General features: G+C 38.9%; 14 protein-coding genes. 9 read left to right on the top strand and 5 right to left on the bottom strand.

The features are described 5' to 3' along the window. Positions 1 to 106 precede the first annotated feature (106 nt). Positions 107 to 1,138, top strand: a complete 1,032-nt coding sequence (locus tag WBF63_RS04920; RefSeq protein WP_424368587.1) for a PLP-dependent cysteine synthase family protein — start codon at positions 107 to 109, stop codon at positions 1,136 to 1,138. A 99-nt stretch (positions 1,139 to 1,237) separates the two neighbouring features. Continuing rightward, positions 1,238 to 2,497, top strand: coding sequence for an aminotransferase class I/II-fold pyridoxal phosphate-dependent enzyme (locus WBF63_RS04925; protein ID WP_424368588.1), 1,260 nt, complete (start codon positions 1,238 to 1,240; stop codon positions 2,495 to 2,497). An 87-nt stretch (positions 2,498 to 2,584) separates the two neighbouring features. Here the strand turns inward: WBF63_RS04925 and WBF63_RS04930 are convergent, their stop codons facing one another. After that, a complete protein-coding gene (locus WBF63_RS04930) occupies positions 2,585 to 3,277 on the bottom strand; it encodes a DUF4397 domain-containing protein (RefSeq protein ID WP_424368589.1) in 693 nt (230 codons plus the stop codon). Positions 3,278 to 3,416: 139 nt separating this feature from the next. On the opposite strand from WBF63_RS04930, the gene lpdA reads away from it, so the two are divergent. Further along, on the top strand, positions 3,417 to 4,817 hold the full coding sequence (gene lpdA / locus WBF63_RS04935) for a dihydrolipoyl dehydrogenase (protein WP_424368590.1): 1,401 nt from the start codon (positions 3,417 to 3,419) through the stop codon (positions 4,815 to 4,817). A gap of 74 nt (positions 4,818 to 4,891) precedes the next feature. Here the strand turns inward: lpdA and WBF63_RS04940 are convergent, their stop codons facing one another. Next, positions 4,892 to 5,179 (bottom strand): GlsB/YeaQ/YmgE family stress response membrane protein, encoded by a 288-nt coding sequence (locus tag WBF63_RS04940; protein ID WP_424368591.1) that lies wholly within the window; start codon positions 5,177 to 5,179, stop codon positions 4,892 to 4,894. Between the two features lie 128 nt (positions 5,180 to 5,307). On the opposite strand from WBF63_RS04940, the gene glmM reads away from it, so the two are divergent. From glmM to WBF63_RS04955, 3 genes are all read left to right on the top strand, one after another. Continuing rightward, entirely contained in the window at positions 5,308 to 6,699 is a 1,392-nt protein-coding gene (gene glmM / locus WBF63_RS04945; RefSeq protein ID WP_424368592.1) for a phosphoglucosamine mutase, read from the top strand. A 140-nt stretch (positions 6,700 to 6,839) separates the two neighbouring features. After that, positions 6,840 to 8,222 carry a tetratricopeptide repeat protein gene (locus WBF63_RS04950; protein WP_424368593.1) on the top strand — a complete coding sequence of 461 codons (1,383 nt, stop codon included), beginning with the start codon at positions 6,840 to 6,842 and terminating at the stop codon, positions 8,220 to 8,222. A 104-nt stretch (positions 8,223 to 8,326) separates the two neighbouring features. Then, positions 8,327 to 8,953 (top strand): metallophosphoesterase, encoded by a 627-nt coding sequence (locus tag WBF63_RS04955; protein ID WP_424368594.1) that lies wholly within the window; start codon positions 8,327 to 8,329, stop codon positions 8,951 to 8,953. A gap of 54 nt (positions 8,954 to 9,007) precedes the next feature. Here WBF63_RS04955 and secD read toward each other — a convergent pair whose 3' ends face one another. The 3 genes from secD to uvrA all read right to left on the bottom strand — a co-directional run bounded on the left by secD (position 9,008) and on the right by uvrA (position 16,437). After that, positions 9,008 to 11,917 (bottom strand): protein translocase subunit SecD, encoded by a 2,910-nt coding sequence (gene secD, locus WBF63_RS04960; RefSeq protein WP_424368595.1) that lies wholly within the window; start codon positions 11,915 to 11,917, stop codon positions 9,008 to 9,010. 203 nt (positions 11,918 to 12,120) lie between these two features. Continuing rightward, positions 12,121 to 13,446, bottom strand: a complete 1,326-nt coding sequence (locus WBF63_RS04965) for a PhoH family protein (protein ID WP_424368596.1) — start codon at positions 13,444 to 13,446, stop codon at positions 12,121 to 12,123. A gap of 195 nt (positions 13,447 to 13,641) precedes the next feature. Continuing rightward, positions 13,642 to 16,437 carry an excinuclease ABC subunit UvrA gene (uvrA, locus tag WBF63_RS04970; protein ID WP_424368597.1) on the bottom strand — a complete coding sequence of 932 codons (2,796 nt, stop codon included), beginning with the start codon at positions 16,435 to 16,437 and terminating at the stop codon, positions 13,642 to 13,644. A gap of 124 nt (positions 16,438 to 16,561) precedes the next feature. Here uvrA and WBF63_RS04975 point away from each other — a divergent pair, with 124 nt between their 5' ends. From WBF63_RS04975 to WBF63_RS04985, 3 genes are all read left to right on the top strand, one after another. After that, a complete protein-coding gene (locus WBF63_RS04975; protein WP_424368598.1) occupies positions 16,562 to 16,801 on the top strand; it encodes a hypothetical protein in 240 nt (79 codons plus the stop codon). 70 nt (positions 16,802 to 16,871) lie between these two features. After that, positions 16,872 to 17,291, top strand: a complete 420-nt coding sequence (locus WBF63_RS04980; protein ID WP_424368599.1) for a hypothetical protein — start codon at positions 16,872 to 16,874, stop codon at positions 17,289 to 17,291. Between the two features lie 73 nt (positions 17,292 to 17,364). Further along, positions 17,365 to 18,876 (top strand): NAD(P)H-hydrate dehydratase, encoded by a 1,512-nt coding sequence (locus WBF63_RS04985; RefSeq protein ID WP_424368600.1) that lies wholly within the window; start codon positions 17,365 to 17,367, stop codon positions 18,874 to 18,876. Positions 18,877 to 18,907: the final 31 nt, after the last annotated feature.

An 18,907-nucleotide genomic window follows, 5' to 3' on the forward strand; every position in this document is an offset into this window, starting at 1 on the left:
ATTGAAAGCCATTGTCTTGTGGAGTTGTTGATAATACTCTACCGAAAAATGGGTAAATTCATAAAAATTCTTAAATTTGCCGATTGTAAGTAAAGAACTAAATGTAATGACTGGAACTTATAACAACGTTTTAGAACTGATTGGTGACTCACCATTAGTTAAACTAAACAAAATTGGCCAAGAAATTCCAGGTAAGGTTTACGCTAAGTTGGAAAGTTACAACCCGGGACATTCGACCAAAGATCGCATTGCCCTTCACATCATTGAAGAAGCAGAGCGGGAAGGTATTTTAAAGCCAGGTGCTACCATCGTTGAGACGACGTCAGGTAATACAGGTTTTAGTGTTGCCATGGTAAGCATTGTCAAGGGGTACAAATGTATCTTAGCCGTTTCAGATAAAACCAAAGGTGAAAAAATTGCTTATTTAAAAGCATTGGGTGCCAAGGTATTTATCTGTCCTGCCAATGTGCCGGCTGACGACCCTAGATCTTATTATGAAGTAGCCAAAAGAATTGCGGAAGAAACGCCGAATTCGATTTATATCAATCAATATTTTAATTTAAAAAATGTTGAAGCCCATTATCTGACAACAGGACCAGAAATCTGGAAACAAACAGAAGGCAAAATCACGCATTTGATTGCGTGTTGCGGTACCGGTGGGACTTTGTCAGGTTCAGCTAAATATTTAAAAGACCAAAATCCTGACATCAAAATCATTGGTGTAGATGCTTACGGTTCCATCCTTAAGAAATACCACGAAACCGGTGAAGTAGATAAAAACGAGATTTATCCGTACCGAATCGAAGGTCTTGGGAAAAATTTGGTTCCCGAAGCCACAGATTTCGGAATTATCGACCATTTTGAAAAGGTTTCGGACGAGGAAAGTGCATACAGAACACGTGAAATCGCACTGAAAGAAGGAATTATGGGCGGATATACTTGCGGGGCTGTAGTTCAGGCTTACAAACAATTGGCAGGACAGTTCAAAGAAGACGATTGTGTTGTTTTGATTTTCCCTGACCATGGTTCACGTTATATTACTAAAGTATTTAGTGATGAATGGATGGCAGAACAAGGATTTACCAATAGCCGCTTAAATGGATTGGAATCAAATGCCACAGTCCAATACGTTAAATAATAAAATGAAAGAATTATTTATAATTTAAAGGTATATGAAATGCTCCCAATTCCGTTGTGGAGCATTTTAGTTACATACTAACCAAGCAATTAAAATATCATGGATATATTTGAAAGAATTAAAAAGAACCCGGGACCATTAGGTCAATTTGCCGATTATGGAGAAGGATACTTTATCTTCCCGGAATTGGAAGGAGAATTAGGGCCGCGAATGAAATTCAAAGGCAAGGATGTTGTCGTTTGGAGTTTGAATAACTATCTTGGACTTGCCAATCACCCCGAAGTAAGAAAAGCCGATGCCGATGCTGCTGCGCAATTTGGAATGGCGTATCCGATGGGAGCTCGTGCCATGACAGGCCAAACCAAATACCATCAGCAACTGGAAAATGAATTAGCGGAATTCGTCGGAAAAGAATCCGCTTATTTGCTGAATTTCGGTTATCAGGGAATGGTTTCAGCCATCGATGCTTTGGTTTCAAAAAATGACGTAATTGTTTATGACCAAGAATGTCATGCCTGTATCGTGGATGGAGTGAGACTTCACTTCGGAAAACGATTTACGTATTTGCACAACGATATGGACAGCTTGCGGAAAAACCTGGCACGCGCTACAAAAATCACAGAAGAAACCGGAGGTGGAATTTTAGTGATTACAGAAGGAGTTTTCGGGATGATGGCCGAACAAGGGAAACTGAAAGAAATCTGTGATTTGAAAAAAGAATTCAATTTCAGACTTTTGGTGGACGATGCACACGGATTCGGAACTTTGGGTAAAACCGGAGCCGGAGCAGGCGAAGAGCAGGATTGTCAGGATCAGATCGATGTTTATTTCTCTACTTTTGCAAAATCTTTAGCCGGAATAGGTGGATTCTTTGCAGGAGATAAAGAAGTCATCCGTTATTTACAATACAATTTACGTTCACAGATTTTCGCGAAATCTCTTCCTATGCCGATGGTTATGGGCGGATTGAAACGTCTTGAATTATTGAAAAATAATCCGGAACTGAAAGATAAACTTTGGGAAAATGTTGAAAAAATCCAGGCAGGATTAAAGGCAAAGAATTTCAATCTTGGATTAACCAATACGCCTGTAACACCGATTATCCTTCAGGGAAGTCCGATTGAAGCCACAATTATGGCAAAAGACCTGAGAGAAAATCATGGGATTTTTGTTTCCGTGGTGGTTTATCCAGTAATCCCAAAAGGAACGATTATTTTTAGAATTATACCGACTGCGGTTCATACCGATGAGGATATCGAATACACATTAAATGCTTTCGATTCCATCCGAGAGAAATTAGATTCAGGTTATTATAAAAAAGCAGCAGAAGAAATGGATGTTGATTTCGTTCAGTATTAATCTATTTCTTTAATTAATAAATTAAAAAATCCCCTTGAAGAAAGTTCAAGGGGATTTTTTTGTAAATAAATTATGTAATGGATTGTTTTATAATGTTATGAGCTGAACATCAAGATCTAAATTCTCGTTATCCGACCCATAAATTCCTTCGCTGAAAACCGAATAAGTTTTTCCTGCCTCCAGAATCAGAGGTTTGGACAAAATAGTGTCATTTGTTTCGGCATTTATGAGATAGATATTTTTATTAAAAATATTGTCAACCTCCATAAATGAAGAAGCTTGTTTGAAATAATAAATTCCCAGATTCTCTTCCATTCCTTCAATCGCCACTTTCACCAAAGGTGTATTATGCGACAATTGAAGAAAACGTATGGAAGCTTTATTTGGTGTTGAAATCGCAACAGGATTATCTTGATAAGCCACTAATTCAATATCCTCCGGTGTATTGACTGCAAAAAGACTGTAATACCTGTTAAGATCTATATCCAGACTTAATGTATCCAAATCTACGGAACCCGTTCGTATTGTAAAATTTGTTTCACCCACTTCTTGATAAGTATAGCCATAAAGTTCATTATAATTGAGTGCAGGCATAGTTACAGCTTCGCCATTGGCAAAATATTTTAACCCATTTGTTCCCGGAGAAGTATTCACAAATAACATAAATCCGGACTGATCCGGAATCACCGGTCCGTCATCGTTATTCAAACAAGATGATAAAAACAATCCTGAAAACAAAAATGTTCCAATTAATCCTAATTTTTTTAATTCTAACTTCATTTTATAATTGTTTAATATGAATTCAGACGAAAATAATGCCAAAGGGTTGCGTCTGTTAACAGTTTTTACCGATTAATTTTAACTAAACTCAGATTTAATCCCTAATTTTACAAAGTCAAAAATTAAAACAAAATAATTTATGAATTCATTTGATGTTACCGTAATCGGAGCCGGACCCGGCGGATACGTTGCAGCGATTCGCTGTGCCCAGTTAGGATTTAAAACTGCAATTATTGAAAAGTCAAATTTGGGCGGAACCTGTCTGAATATCGGCTGTATCCCTTCAAAAGCTCTTCTTGATTCATCGGAACATTACCACAATGCCGTTCATAACTTTACCGCTCACGGAATCGACATTGAAGCTCCGAAAGTAAACTTCGGGCAAATGATTCAGCGCAAAAGAGAAGTTGTCGAAACCAATGTAAAAGGGATCGAATACCTCATGGGCAAAAATAAAATCGAAGTTTTCAACGGTTTGGGTTCATTCAAAGACGCAACCCATCTCATCGTGACCAAAGAGGATGGAACTACTGAAGAAATCGAATCCAAAAATATTATCATCGCAACCGGATCTTATTCATCTGAATTGCCTTTTGCCAAAACCGATAAAGAAAGAATCATCACTTCTACCGAAGCCTTGGAACTGAAAGAAATTCCTAAACATTTGATCGTAATCGGAGGAGGTGTCATCGGATTGGAATTGGGTTCTGTTTATTTAAGATTAGGCTCAGAAGTTACTGTGGTTGAATTTATGGATCGAATCATTCCGGGGATGGATGGCGCTTTGTCAAAAGAATTAACCAAAGTCCTGAAAAAGCAAGGAATGAAATTCCATACTTCGACCAAAGTTACCGAAGTAACCAATAACGGAAACGATGTAACCGTAAAAGCCGAAAACAAAAGAGGAGAAGAATTAAACTTCGAAGGAGATTATGTTTTGGTAGCCGTGGGAAGAAGTCCTTACACAGAGGGATTGGGATTGGAAAACGCAGGCATCGAAACCGATGAAAGAGGCCGAATCAAAACCAATGATCATCTTCAAACCAATGTTTCAAATGTTTACGCAATCGGAGATGCAGTAGCAGGAGCGATGCTTGCGCACAAAGCCGAAGAAGAAGGCGTTTTGGTAGCTGAACAATTAGCCGGACAAAAACCGCACATTAATTATAATTTAATTCCCGGCGTGGTTTACACCTGGCCGGAAGTTGCCGGAGTAGGTCAGACCGAAGAACAATTAAAAGAAGCCGGCGTGAAATACAAAGTGGGAAGCTTCCCGTTCCGCGCGTTGGGTAGAGCCAGAGCGAGTATGGATTTGGACGGATTTGCAAAAATTCTTGCCGATGAATCCACTGACGAAATTCTTGGCATTCATATCATCGGGGCGAGAGCTGCAGATTTAATTGCAGAAGCCGTTGTAGCGATGGAATACAGAGCTTCGGCTGAAGATATTTCCCGAATGAGTCACGCGCATCCGACTTTTGCAGAAGCCATCAAAGAAGCGGCGCTTGATGCAACCGGAAAAAGAGCCATTCATTCGTAAAGAAAATGGAAAGACATAAAAAATCCGTCTCGGTTAAGCCAAGACGGATTTTTTATTGTAAAGTAAAATTGATCTTAGGATCTCGTGGCAACTTTTTTCCAGATAAAAAGAATGATCAAAGCCCCGACAATGGCTGATATAAACCCTACAAAGGACCAATTATCGGCCGAAGGATTGTAATCAAAAATCAAGCTGCTGAGCCATCCGCCGAGAATGGCGCCACCGATTCCGATTAGCATCGTAACGAAAAATCCTCCGGGATCTTTACCAGGCATAATCCATTTGGCCAAAGCACCGGCAATAACACCAAAAATTGCCCAAGAAATCCAGTTCCAAAGTCCACCGAAAATTAATACTGACATTGTTTCCATAAATTTTAAGATTTTGATTTAATCAAATTTAATAATTTAAATTTAAATCGAATGTTAATGTACGTCCTTAAAGATTTCATTCAAAAACCTTAATTTAGCCCGAAAATCAGAAAGAGAAAATGGCTTTAATCAAATCAATTTCCGGAATACGCGGAACCATCGGTGGAAAAATAAACGATAATTTAACACCCATTGACGCTGTGAAATTTGCAGCGGCTTATGGAACCTGGTTGGCAAATTCACAAGAAAATAAATCCGATAAAAAACTCAAAGTAATAATCGGACGTGATGCCCGAATTTCCGGCGAAATGATTTCCCAACTTGTGAGTTCTACACTGATAGGATTGGGGATTGACGTAATTGATTTAGGTCTTTCGACCACACCGACGGTTGAAGTGATGGTTCCACATTTGAAAGCCGACGGTGGGATTATTTTGACCGCAAGTCATAATCCCAAACAATGGAATGCTTTGAAATTATTGAACGCCAAAGGCGAATTTGTGTCAGGACTTGACGGAGCCGAAATCCTGAAAATTGCCGAAAATGATGATTATCATTTTGCGGAAGTCGATGACTTGGGAACTTACGAGAAAAACGAGGAAGGAATTCAAATTCATATTGATAAAATCCTGCAACTTCCTTTGGTAAATGCTGATGCGATTGCCGAAAAGAAATTCAAAGTCGTGATTGATGCGGTAAATTCAACCGGAGGAATTTCCATTCCGCCGCTTTTGGACAAATTAGGCGTTGAATACGTGAAATTGTACTGCGATCCGACCGGTCATTTTCCTCATAATCCGGAGCCACTGAAAGAACATCTGACCGATATTTCGAAGAAAGTTGTGGAAGAAAAAGCTGATTTCGGAATTGTGGTGGATCCTGATGTGGACCGGTTGGCGATTATTTCAGAAGACGGAGAAATGTTTGGCGAAGAATATACTTTGGTCGCTGTTGCAGATTATGTGTTGGGTAAAACGCCTTCGGCCACGGTTTCCAATCTTTCTTCTTCAAGAGCGTTGCGTGACATTGCCGAAAAACACGGTCAGAAATACGAAGCTTCAGCTGTAGGCGAAGTCAATGTAGTAACCAAAATGAAAGAAAACGGCGCGAAAATAGGTGGGGAAGGCAATGGCGGAATTATTTATCCGGAATTGCATTACGGCCGTGATTCATTGGTGGGAATTGCTTTGTTTTTGAGTCATTTGGCAGAAAAAGAAATGAAAGTAAGCGAATTGCGTGCTTCTTATCCGCCGTATTTCATGGGCAAAAAGAAAATCGAATTAACGCCTGAAATCGATGTGGATGCCTTGCTCCAAAAAGTAGAGGAGAAATATGAAAACGAAGACATTTCCACGGTGGATGGTGTGAAAATAGATTTCGAAAACGGATGGGTTCATCTGAGAAAATCCAATACCGAACCAATCATCCGGATTTATACCGAAGCTCCTACGCAACAGGAAGCTGATGATTTGGGAGATCGATTTATTGCAGAATTACAAACGATGGGATAATTATTTCTTATATATCCAAAATTAAAACTCAATCTATTTTCTATTCTCTATTTTCCATATTCTTGAAAGTTGTTCATTCCTTGTGCAAAACTGATAAAGTTTATGTGACAAAGAATTTAAGTTATCCGTAAATTCGTAGTGTGGAAGATGGATTTTTAAATAATGATTTGATTGGACGTTTTGAGCAGATGCTCGACAACAGAGAGAATTCCTATTTTGATACCGAAGAGTTTTACGAAATCATCGCGTATTATTTGGATGTGGGTGACTTGCCTTATGCCAAAAAAGCTTTGGATTATGCTTTGGATATGTATCCGACCAGCACCGAAATCCAAATCAAAAAACTGGAATATCTATTGGCTATTGATAAACTGAAAGCGGCATCGGTTCTCATCAACGAACTGAAAGACGTTGGAGCAAATGATGTGGATTATGCTATTTGTGTAGCCCGTTTTTGGTCGCTCAAGGAAAATCCTAAAAAAGCCATTCAGTTTTATGAAAAAGCGCTGGAATTCGGGGATGACCGTGAATACATTTACAATTGTATGGGCAATGAATACCTGAATCTAAACGAAATAAGTCAGGCACTTTATTATTTCAGAAAAGCACTGGAACTCGATCTCGATGATGATTTTGCGTTTTTCTCTTGTGTACAGTGTTTTGAAGATTTGCATCTCAATAAAGAATGCATTGAATTTCTGTTGCAGTACATAGATTTACGACCTTATTCAGAAATTGCCTGGTCGCAATTAGGACAGCAATATATGCTGATGAAAGATTACGAAGAAGCGCATCGTGCTTTTGATTATGCAACGCTTATCAATCCGAAAAGCATTATGGCGCATACTCAAAAAGCGGCCTGTCTTGAAAAACTGGAGGATTATGAAAAAGCGATTGAAGTTTACGAAGAAACTTTAGAACTCGATGATTCTGCGGCTTATACTTATATGAAAATCGGGAGCTGCTTTGTAAAGCTTGGAAAACCTTTTAAAGCCTTGAAATCTTTCCATCAGGCGATTCACGAAGATCCGCAGCTGGATCAGGCTTGGGTGGCGACTTCAGATTTATATGAAAGCATCGGAAATTACGACGAAGCACTTTATTACCTGAACCGCGGACTGGACTTGGACGGACTCAATATCGATTACTGGAAAAGAAGAGCTTATCTGCATATACAATTGGTTCGTTTTGAAGAATCGACGCTTGATTATTATCGTTTGGTTGAATTGGAACCCAATAATTTCTATAATTGGTTAGGGTTAAGTGAAACTCTGATTACAATCGGTGATTATCAGAAAGCAATCGAAGCTGTTTACCGAGGTTTAAAGCACTTTAACCGGGCGGAATTATATTATCAACTGAGCAATTGTTATTATCTGTTGGGCGAGGAGGAAAACGGCGCGGCGGCTTTTAAGAAAGCTTCAGAAATGAACGATTCACTGAGAGTGGAAATGTTCAAAAAATATCCGATTCTGGAAAACAGGCAATCGGCTTCCGGCAGAAAAAGTCTGAAGAAAAAATAAAATCACCTCATTTCTAGATGTAACGATTTCATAATCGGTTCTTTACCTGAATTTAAACAAGGAATGAATTTTGTTAATTAAATTTGGTTTAACTACCGATTAAAATGAGTTATTTCATCATAGGCGACATACATGGCTGCTATTTTACACTTCGCGAACTGCTTGATAAGTATTGGAACGAGGAAAATGAAAAACTCGTGATACTCGGAGATTTCGTTAACAAAGGCAAACATACGTTTGCAGTGATTGAATTTCTGATGCAGATTCAACGTAAACTGAAAGATGATTTTATAATTCTGAAAGGAAATAACGAATATCTATTTGAAGAATATTACCGGGATTCCATCACACTGGCTTCTAAACAGAAATTTGAAAATTATAATCTGGATTACATTCAGACACTGAACTGGATGGACAAACTTCCACATCACTGGCAAAACGGGAAAGTTTATGTCTCTCACGCCGGAATTCCCGAAGACGCAAATTTTCCGCTTGACGATTCAAATCTGGAGGAGTTATTCAATCGTAAGCCACTTCAAAACATTGGAAAGACACAATTCATTGGACATATAGTTGTCGATAAACCTGCTTACGATGAAATTGCCGATGCCTGGTACCTTGATACTGGCGCCGGATTCGGGAAAATGCTGACCGGTGCAAGAGTAGATGCAATGGGAAATGTTCAGGAACTTCACAGTATAAAAGTACACGAGAAAGACAAAGGAAATTAAAAAAAGGACATCGTTTTTACAATGTCCTTTTACTTTTATTTTAAATCTGATTTATTAATCTTTATGAGCCTGCAACTTTTTTGCTTCTTGCTTTTTAGTCAGGTCATACATTATCTGAGAAGAGATGTAGATAGATGAATAAGTACCTACAATTACCCCGATTAACATCGCAAACATAAAGCCTTTGATCGTTTCTCCACCAAAGATGAAGATGATCAATACTACCAAGAACATACTGATGGATGTATTCATCGTTCTGGAAAGTGTATTATTGGTTGATTTATTAATCAATTCGTCAAAAGGCATTTTCGGATATAGTCCAAGGTATTCCCTAATTCGGTCAAAGATAATAACCGAGTCATTGATGGAGTAACCGATTACCGTAAGAATCGCCGCAATAAATGCTTGGTCAATCTCAAGGTTAAATGGAAGGATTCCGTGGAATGCGGCAAATAATCCCAAAATCACGATAACGTCGTGCAAAGCACCTACTACGATTCCCACACCATATTGCCATTTGAATCGAATCAGAATATAAATTCCCACACCGATTAATGCCAGAATTACAGCTAAAATTGAAGCTCTCGTAGTATCATCTGCAATGGTCGGTCCTACTTTTACAACCGACATAATCCCGATTTCGGTCTCGTCTTTTGAGAAATCTTCATAAGAGTAACCATTCGGCAGGAAGGATTTAACACCTTCATATATTTTTTGTTTGATTTCTTCATCAACAGCAGTTGATTCTTCATTGGCCTTTAATTTAGTGGTAACCTTTACCTGATTGGATGGACCAAAAATTTTCACAGTCGGAGCCGTAGTTGTTCCATCGTCATCGGTCAAAGTTTGCTCAAGCGTTGTACGAATTTCATTCGCATTTACAGGTTGTTCAAAACGGATGGTATAAGTACGTCCTCCTTCGAAATCAACCCCCATATCAAATCCACGAACAAAAATAATAGCGATACATGCAAGCGAAACCACAGTTGAAATGATATAGAACATTTTTCTTTTCGCCATGAAATCCACATTCAGACCCTGGAACCAGTTTTTGGTAATACTTGTAAAGAATTCTACATTTTTTCCTTTTTCCAGTCTTCTGTCGATGAACAATTTCGTTAAGAAAATTGCCGTAAACAATGAACAGAAAAGACCGATCAAAAGCGTAATGGCAAATCCCTGAACAGGACCTTTACCCACCATAAGTAAAATGGCTGCCGTCAGAATCGAAGTTACGTGACCATCCACAATCGCAGAAATCGCACCTTTCCAGGAATAAGCTATTGAAATAGCTTCTTTAAGAGATTTTCCTTGGAAAAGTTCATCTTTAACTCTTTCGTTGATAATGATGTTTGCGTCGATTGCCATACCCAAGGTAAGGATGATACCCGCAATACCCGGAAGGGAAAGCGTAGCGCCAAACAATCCGACCATCAATCCAAGTAGGAAAAGAATGTTTACGGTTACCGCAATATCCGCATAAATACCGGCACGGCTATAATAAAACACCATCCATACCAAAATCAGAATAAATACAGCTGCAAATGCAATCAAGGAACTGTTAATGGCTTCTTGACCCAATGAAGGACCTACTTCTTCTAACTGAACAATTTTTGAAGAAGCCGGTAAGCTACCTGCTTGTAAGATGTTGGCCAAGTCACGCGCTTCTTCAAGTGTAAAGTTTCCTGAAATCTGTGAGTTTCCTCCTGAAATTTTTTCGTTGATATTCGGAGCCGAATAAACCATATTGTCCAATACGATGGCAATGGAATTTCCGACGTTTTCTTCTGTAATTCTAGACCATCTTTGAGCTCCTTCCGGATTCATTTTCATGGTCACAATAGGTTCATTTGAAATAGAACCTGCATTTCTTTCTCCGGTTGCCTGATCGATCACATCACCCGGAAGAAGCGGCGCATTTTGCTGATCTCCGCTAAGCGCATAAAGGGAAAGGAAAGTACCTACTGCTCCGGTATTTCTGGTGTCTACAGGTTTGTGTCCCCAATAATATTTATAATTACGGATGTTGGACGGCATATTTGCCTTAAGTCCCGGTGAATTCAAAATCTCGTTAACAATAGCAGTGTCTTTGGTTGCAACCGAGAAAAGAGAATTCCCTTCCATTGCCGGTTGGATGATTCCCTGAAGACTTTGCACATCAGTTTTGATGCCCAGACTTTGCGGATTCAGTGTAGCGAAATAAGAATTTACCTGCGGATTGTTTGCTTCAACTTTCCAGAACTCAAGTTTTGCAGTACTTTGAAGCAGGTTTTTGATTCGGTCTTTGTTTTTCTCGCCCGGCATTTCCACCAAGATTCGTCCATCTCCGGAACCTCCCAGACGCTGAATCACAGGTTCCACAACACCAAATCGGTTGATACGAGAAGAAATAACCTGATAAGCCGTTCCGATTTTCGCATCAATATCCTTTTTGATTTTATCTTTTACCGATTCGTCGCTTTCGTTGAACTCAATAAAACTGGCATTCTGACGGTTTCCGAAAAGATCGGCTGAAGCATATCGAAGGTTTTGCTGACCTTTCTCTGCTCTGATTCTTTCAAATTCATCGAAGAAAATATCAACATAAGCACGGTTACCTTGCGATCTTTGTTTGATATCGGCAGAATTCAGCGCTTCCACAAAGATTGGATTCTCACTGTGATCAGCAAGACTTTCCAGCAGGTCGCGTACCTGAACCTGAAGGATCACACTGATTCCCCCACGTAGGTCAAGACCTAATTTGATTTCTTTGTTTTTGGCATCGCGGTAATTGTAGCTGATGATTCCCAAGTCCAGGGTGTCATTGGCCAAACTGTCCAGTACAATTTGCTCATGCGCTTCATCTCTCGAATTTTCAAATGCTTCACACTCTATCTTATTGGTGTACCAGGTGTAGCTTAATTGTCTGATGGAAAGTATTCCCAAAATAATTGCTATACCTGCTATAAGCCATTTTCCTTTCATCTGTTCTTTTTTTATTAGTTTTTTAATTGTCAGATGGAATGCTCAATTCATAACGGTAATTCATTTGAAAATCGTTGATGAGCATTTCATAATTGGTGTCTTATTAAGAATTTTTTAACGCGCAAATATAGAAGTATCTGATAACTTAACCAAAATTATACAGATTGTTCCCAAGTTTTTTTCAACAATAAATCAAGGTAGTATCATAGTAATTCATTGGCCAGATTGGCTAACTCACTTCTTTCACCTTTAATTAGCTGAATGTGAGCAAATAACTTTTGTCCCTGCACCTTGTCCACCAGATATGATAAGCCGTTTGATTGTTCATCCAGATATGGCGTGTCAATTTGTTTTATATCGCCTGTAAAAATAAATTTAGTGTTTTCTCCGGCTCTGGTAATGATGGTTTTGATTTCGTGGGGCGTGAGATTTTGGGCTTCATCTACAATAAAAATAACATCTGATAAACTCCGTCCGCGAATGTAAGCCAGCGGCGTAATCAATAATTTTTCCTGCTCCACCATCAGATTGATTTGTTTATATTCTTTGTCATGTTCGTCAAACTGATATTGAATGAATTTCAAATTATCCCAAAGTGGTTGCATATAAGGATCAATTTTGGATTTGATGTCGCCCGGCAGATAACCGATGTCCTTATTGCTCAAAGGAACAATTGGTCGTGCGAGATAAATTTGTTTGTAATCCTTCTTTTGAGCTATTGCGGCTGCCAGCGCAATTAATGTTTTTCCGGTTCCGGCTACGCCGTGTAACGCTACAAGTTTTATTTCTTTCTTTAAAATAGAATGGATAGCAAAGGCCTGTTCCGCATTTTTGGGTTTGATGTTGAAAACCGTCTGTTTGTTGACTCTTTCCAGTTGTTGCTCAAACGGATTGTAATATGCCAATGCCGAGGATTTATCGCCCTGCAAAATATAATAAGCATTGGCAGAAATCTCCATTTTCTCTTCAATCACTTCCAAAGGAACCGCATAATCTTTGTAAAGTGAATCGATGATTTCCTGGTCAAAATCGGTATAAGTAAGAATTCCGGTGGGTAGGTTGTCAATATTCTGAACTTTTCCGGTCTCATAGTCTTCTGCTTTGATTCCTAGTGCTTTAGCCTTTAATCTGAGGTTCACGTCTTTTGTGACCAATGTGACCAGGCGCTTGGGTTCGTCTTTGGAAATAATCATGCAGGAATTCAGGATTTTGTTGTCCATCGAATCAGCACCATAGATTTTCACTGCCGACTTTTCAATTCCGTTGGTTTCCATCACGATTTTAAATGAACCTTTTCCTTCGCCGGGGAGCGGAATCCAGTCCTGAATCAGGTGGTCTTTGGAAGTTTTATCCAGAAAGCGGATGAATTCGCGCGCTTCAAAATTTTTGGTATCGTTGCCTTTTTTAAAAGTATCCAATTCTTCCAGAACTGTAATGGGAATGACGATGTCGTGCTCGTCAAAGTTCATGATGGATTTATGGTCAAAGATGATAACCGAAGTATCCAGTACAAATATTTTCTTTTTCATGTTCTCTTTTCAATTTTATAATTTGTCTAATTGACAAAAATTTTAAGTGAACAATGTGAAATTAATCTAAAATCTATCAACAATTATTAACGAAGTATCAACAAGTGGAGAAATGATTTAGGTTTCAGGTTTAAAGTTTCAGGTTTGGATTTTCAAATCCTCAGCTTTTTCATCCTGAACTTGTCGAAATGAATTTCACAACTTCTCCTCCAAAAACTGTCCGGTAAAGGATTTTTTGACTTTTGCAATATCTTCCGGTGTTCCTTCGGCTACCAGATTTCCACCTTTTTTTCCGCCTTCGGGTCCTATGTCAATCACCCAATCCGCTGCTTTGATGATGTCCATATGGTGTTCGATTACAAAAACCGTATGACCGATTTCGATCAGTGCGCGAAGAGCTTTCAGTAATTTTTTTACATCATGAAAATGAAGTCCGGTACTTGGTTCATCAAAAATAAACAAAGAAGGTTTTGTCGTATTTCCTTTGGTTAAAAAAGACGCCAGTTTAATTCTTTGCGCTTCACCGCCCGAAAGCGTATTGGAAGATTGTCCCAACTGAACATACCCAAGTCCGGTTTCTTGCAGTGGAAGAATTTTCTCCACGATTTTAGTTTCATTGTGTTTCTGGAAGAATTCAACGGCTTCGTCAATCGTCATTTGCAAAATGTCCGAAATGTTTTTTTCGTGGAATTTCACTTCGAGAATTTCCTTTTTAAAACGATTTCCGTGACAAGTTTCGCATTCAAGCTCCACATCGGCTATAAATTGCATTTCGATGGTGATAACACCTTCTCCCTTACAGCTTTCACAACGTCCGCCGTCCACATTGAACGAAAAATGTTTGGGTTCGAAACCCATTAATTTACTGGCTTTTTGTTTGGCAAACAAAGCGCGGATGTCGTCATAAGCCTTCACATAAGTCACCGGATTGGAACGGGAAGATTTCCCGATTGGATTTTGGTCAATCAGTTCAATGTTATGAATTTTATGTACCGAACCCGAAATTTCATCGTATTCCCCGATTTTATTGCCGTAAATGCCGAGATTTCTTTGTAGGGCAGGCGTGAGAATTTCTTTCATCAGCGTACTTTTCCCAGAACCACTCACACCTGTAATGACGGTTAAAGTATTCAGTGGGAATTTCACGTCGATGTTTTTCAGGTTGTTTTCTCTTGCACCTTTTATTTCGATGTAATTTTTAAAAGGAATTCGCTTTTTCGGAACTTCAATTTCCAATTTTCCGTTCAGGTATTGAGCCGTTAAAGTTTTGGCTTTCAGCAATTCTTTATAAGTTCCTTCAAAAACAATTTCACCACCGTTGGTTCCGGCTTCGGGGCCAATGTCGATGATGTGATCAGCCGCTTTCATGATGTCTTCATCGTGTTCAACCACAATCACGGTATTGCCCAAATCACGAAGTTTTTTCAAAACACCGATGAGTCGTTCCGTGTCTTTTGAATGAAGTCCGATGGAAGGTTCATCCAAAATATACAGCGATCCGACGAGTGAACTTCCGAGTGAAGTCGAAAGATTAATCCGCTGACTCTCACCACCCGAAAGTGTATTGGAAGCACGGTTTAAAGTCAGATAGCCCAAGCCGACATCGAGTAAGAATTCCGTTCGGCTGCGGATTTCATAAAGAATTCTTTTGGCTACTTTTTCTTCGTATTCGCTCAGATTTAAATCATCGAAGAAAACTTTTAGTTCATCCAATGGCAAATCCACTAAATCCTGAATGGCTTTTTCGTTTATTTTCACATAAGAAGCTTCTTTTCGAAGTCGTTTTCCTTTGCAATTAGGGCAAGTTGTTTTTCCGCGGTAGCGCGAAAGCATAACGCGGTATTGAATTTTATAGGTGTTGGACTCCACCATTTTGAAAAATCCGTCAATTCCTTCCCAATTTCCTTTTCCACGCCAGAGAATTTCTTTTTGTTCTTCGGTCAACTCAAAATATGGTCTGTGAATAGGAAAGTCGAATTTCGATGCATTTTTAATGAACCATTCTTTCCATTCGCTCATTTTCTCGCCTTTCCAAGCCACAACGGCATCTTCGTAAACCGATAATTTCTTATTCGGAATGACCAGGTTTTCATCAATTCCGATGACTTTTCCATATCCTTCACAAACCGGACAGGCGCCATAAGGATTATTGAAACTGAAAAAATGAATCGAAGGTTCGTTGAAAATCATTCCGTCCATTTCAAAACGATTGGAAAAGGAACGCTCTTCTTCGCTATCTACATTTTTCAAAATCAGTTCGCCTTTTCCTTCAAAAAATGCTGTCTGAATGGAATCAGCCAAACGATGATAAAAAGACTCGTCGTCCTGCGTGGAAATCCGATCGATGACCAAACGGATTTGGGTTTCCTTTTGAGGTTCGAAGTTAAATTCGATTAGATCTTCAATTTTCACCTGGTTTCCGTCCACTTCCAATCTTGAAAAACCTTGTTGTTGTAAAACGTTTAGATTTTCTCCGAAACTTCGTTCGCCATTTAAATGAACAGGCGACAAAATCAAAACTCTTGAATCGATGGGTAAATTCTGAATGTAATCCACCACATCGGTTACTGAATCTTTTTGAACGATTTCTCCCGAAACAGGCGAATAAGTGGTTCCGATCCGTGCGTACAACAACTTCAGATAATCATAAATTTCTGTTGTGGTTCCCACGGTAGAGCGGGGATTGGTGCTGATTACTTTTTGTTGAATCGCAATAGAAGGCGCAATTCCTTTGATGTAATCGACCTGTGGTTTGTCCAATTTCCCCAAAAACTGACGCGCATAAGAAGAAAGGCTTTCCACGTATCTTCGTTGCCCTTCGGCATACAGCGTATCAAAGGCAAGGGAAGATTTTCCCGAGCCGGAAAGTCCGGTAATGACCACCAATTTGTTTTTGGGAATGGCTAAATCTATGTTTTTGAGATTGTGAAGTTTAGCACCTTTTATGATGATAAATTCTTTCGGATTGTATGTGGAAATATTTTTTGTCATTTGAACGTGCAAAGGTACTACAAATGCTTTTCCAAATAAAATTCAACTAAAAAATTATTGGTTAAACAAATAGAAATTTCTCCATTAAATCAATATGTTTAAATTTGGACACAAAGAAAATAGAATGGAGAAAAAGCTAAAACTCATTTGGGATTTCCGAGGTCCTGATGCGCAGAAAACTGCTGAACATCATGAAATTCATTTAAAGGAATTCATCAAAGCGGAAAATCTTAAAAATGAAATTACTGGCGTTGAAATTATTTCAGATTTATATGCAGTTGCTTTTTTGGTGGTAAACGAAAGTGAAATGATTTCAGTGCGAGACAGGCTTCGCCCGCATCGAGGCGAATGGTATAATCTTTGACAAAAATTTTCTGTTAAAATAATTTACGAGTAAAATTTACGTTAACTAACTATTACATTAAATAAAAATTATGAAAAAAGTATTTGCAATTTTGTTTGCGCTGACAATGGGATTTGGATTGATTTCATGTAGTTCTGACGATGACAATGGGGGAGGACCTAATTATTCTGTGGTTGGAAAGTGGATTATTTCCAATTACACGGTTGGCGGGACTTCAGTTGAAGATTGTATAACAGAAGGAATTCGTCAGTTTAAACCCGATGGAACACTGATTCAGGAACATTTTGAAGAAAATGAAGCCGGCGTATGTGTGGAAACAGAAAACAGTCCGCTGATTGGAACTTATACAAAATCAGGCAATAATCTTTCAACTACTATTGATGGTGTTACGAAAGCTTATGATCTTGAATTTCAAAGTGAAACAAAATTTACTATTACAGAGACTTACAACAACGTTGATTTTGTCTTCACTTTTACAAAAACAAATTAAAATTTTGAATTATAGATTTAAACCGGCAAGTAAATTGCCGGTTTTTTTTATGCAAATTCAGTACTTTTAGTCCATGAAAATTTTATCCCCGAAACAGTTAAAAGAAGTTGAAACGAAAACCATTACCATTCAGGATATTGAATTGATCAACCTGATGGAGCGTGCGGCAACTTCAGTTGTGAATTGGTTGAAAGCGCGTTTGGAACTTGATAAGTCTCATTTTACCATCATTTGTGGAATTGGCAATAACGGTGGCGATGGACTGGCACTGGCCAGACTTTTGTCCGATGAAAAAGCGCAGGTAAAAGTTTATTTACAGAAAAATAATACTTATTCGCTTGATAATCTCTCCAACCAGAAACGACTGAAAGACGCCAAAATTCCGATTGAACTTTATGATGCTGAAACCCAATTTGAATTTCCGCCCTATACCCTAATTATGGATGCCATTTTTGGTTACGGACTTACGCGACCCATCGATCCCGAATGGAAACCTGTAATTGATCAGATTAACAAAGCCCAGAATACAGTAATTTCCATAGATGTGCCCTCCGGATTGTTTTGCAATCAGTTGAATTCTGAAGCCGATTCTGTGGTGGAATCAGAAGTCACGCTGACTTTCCAAACCCCGAAATTAGCAATGCTCTTACCTGAAAACGAGAAATACATTCGTGAATTTGACATTCTGGACATCAGTCTGGATTGGGGATCTGTGGAAAGCAGTGATTCACCTTTTCAGTTTTTTACCTTGGATCAGGTGCCGCATTTTCAAATGGGAAGAACCACTTTTTCGCATAAATACGAATTTGGGAATGTACTGGTCATCGGAGGAAGTTATGGGAAAATCGGTGCGGCTCTGTTGACTTTGAAATCGGTTTTACGTTCGGGTGCCGGATTGGTAACCGCTTATGTTCCCAAATGCGGATACGATATCGTTCAGACTTCTTTTCCCGAATCCATGGCGATGACGGATTTTTCGGAAGATAAAATCACGGCTTTCCCAAATGTTGAAAAATTTGATACGATTGCAATCGGACCTGGAATAGGGACGGATGAAAAAACGGCTCGTGCATTTGAGCAGTTTCTGGAAGAAACAGATCTTGCAGACAAGAAATTGATAATTGATGCGGACGGAATTAATCTGCTTTCAAAAAATCCGGATTTGATTCAAAAATTACCCGAAAAAACAATTCTCACGCCACACGATAAAGAACTGGAAAGGCTTGTAGGCGGCTGGAAAGATTCATTTGGGAAAATAAAAATGGTTCGAGAATTTGTGGAGAAATACAAATTAATTGTAGTGTCAAAAGGCGCTTTTACGCAAACCTTTTTACCAGACGGACAAATCTTTTTCAATTCAACCGGAAATCCCGGAATGGCAACAGCCGGAAGCGGGGATGTTTTGACGGGCATCATCGCCGGACATTTGGGTAAAGGGTTTGAACCAGAGGCTGCTGTACTTTTTGGTGTGTTTTTTCACGGATTCTGTGGCGATGAAGCCGCTTCGCAGATTGGGAGAGAAAGTTTGATTGCTTCTGACATCATAAATTTCATTCCGACCGGATTTAAAAAATTATTCGGTTAAATCTGTTGAAAACTCATATCGGAATCTTTAT

Source organism: Moheibacter sp. (assembly GCF_049672845.1).
GTDB lineage: Bacteria > Bacteroidota > Bacteroidia > Flavobacteriales > Weeksellaceae > Moheibacter.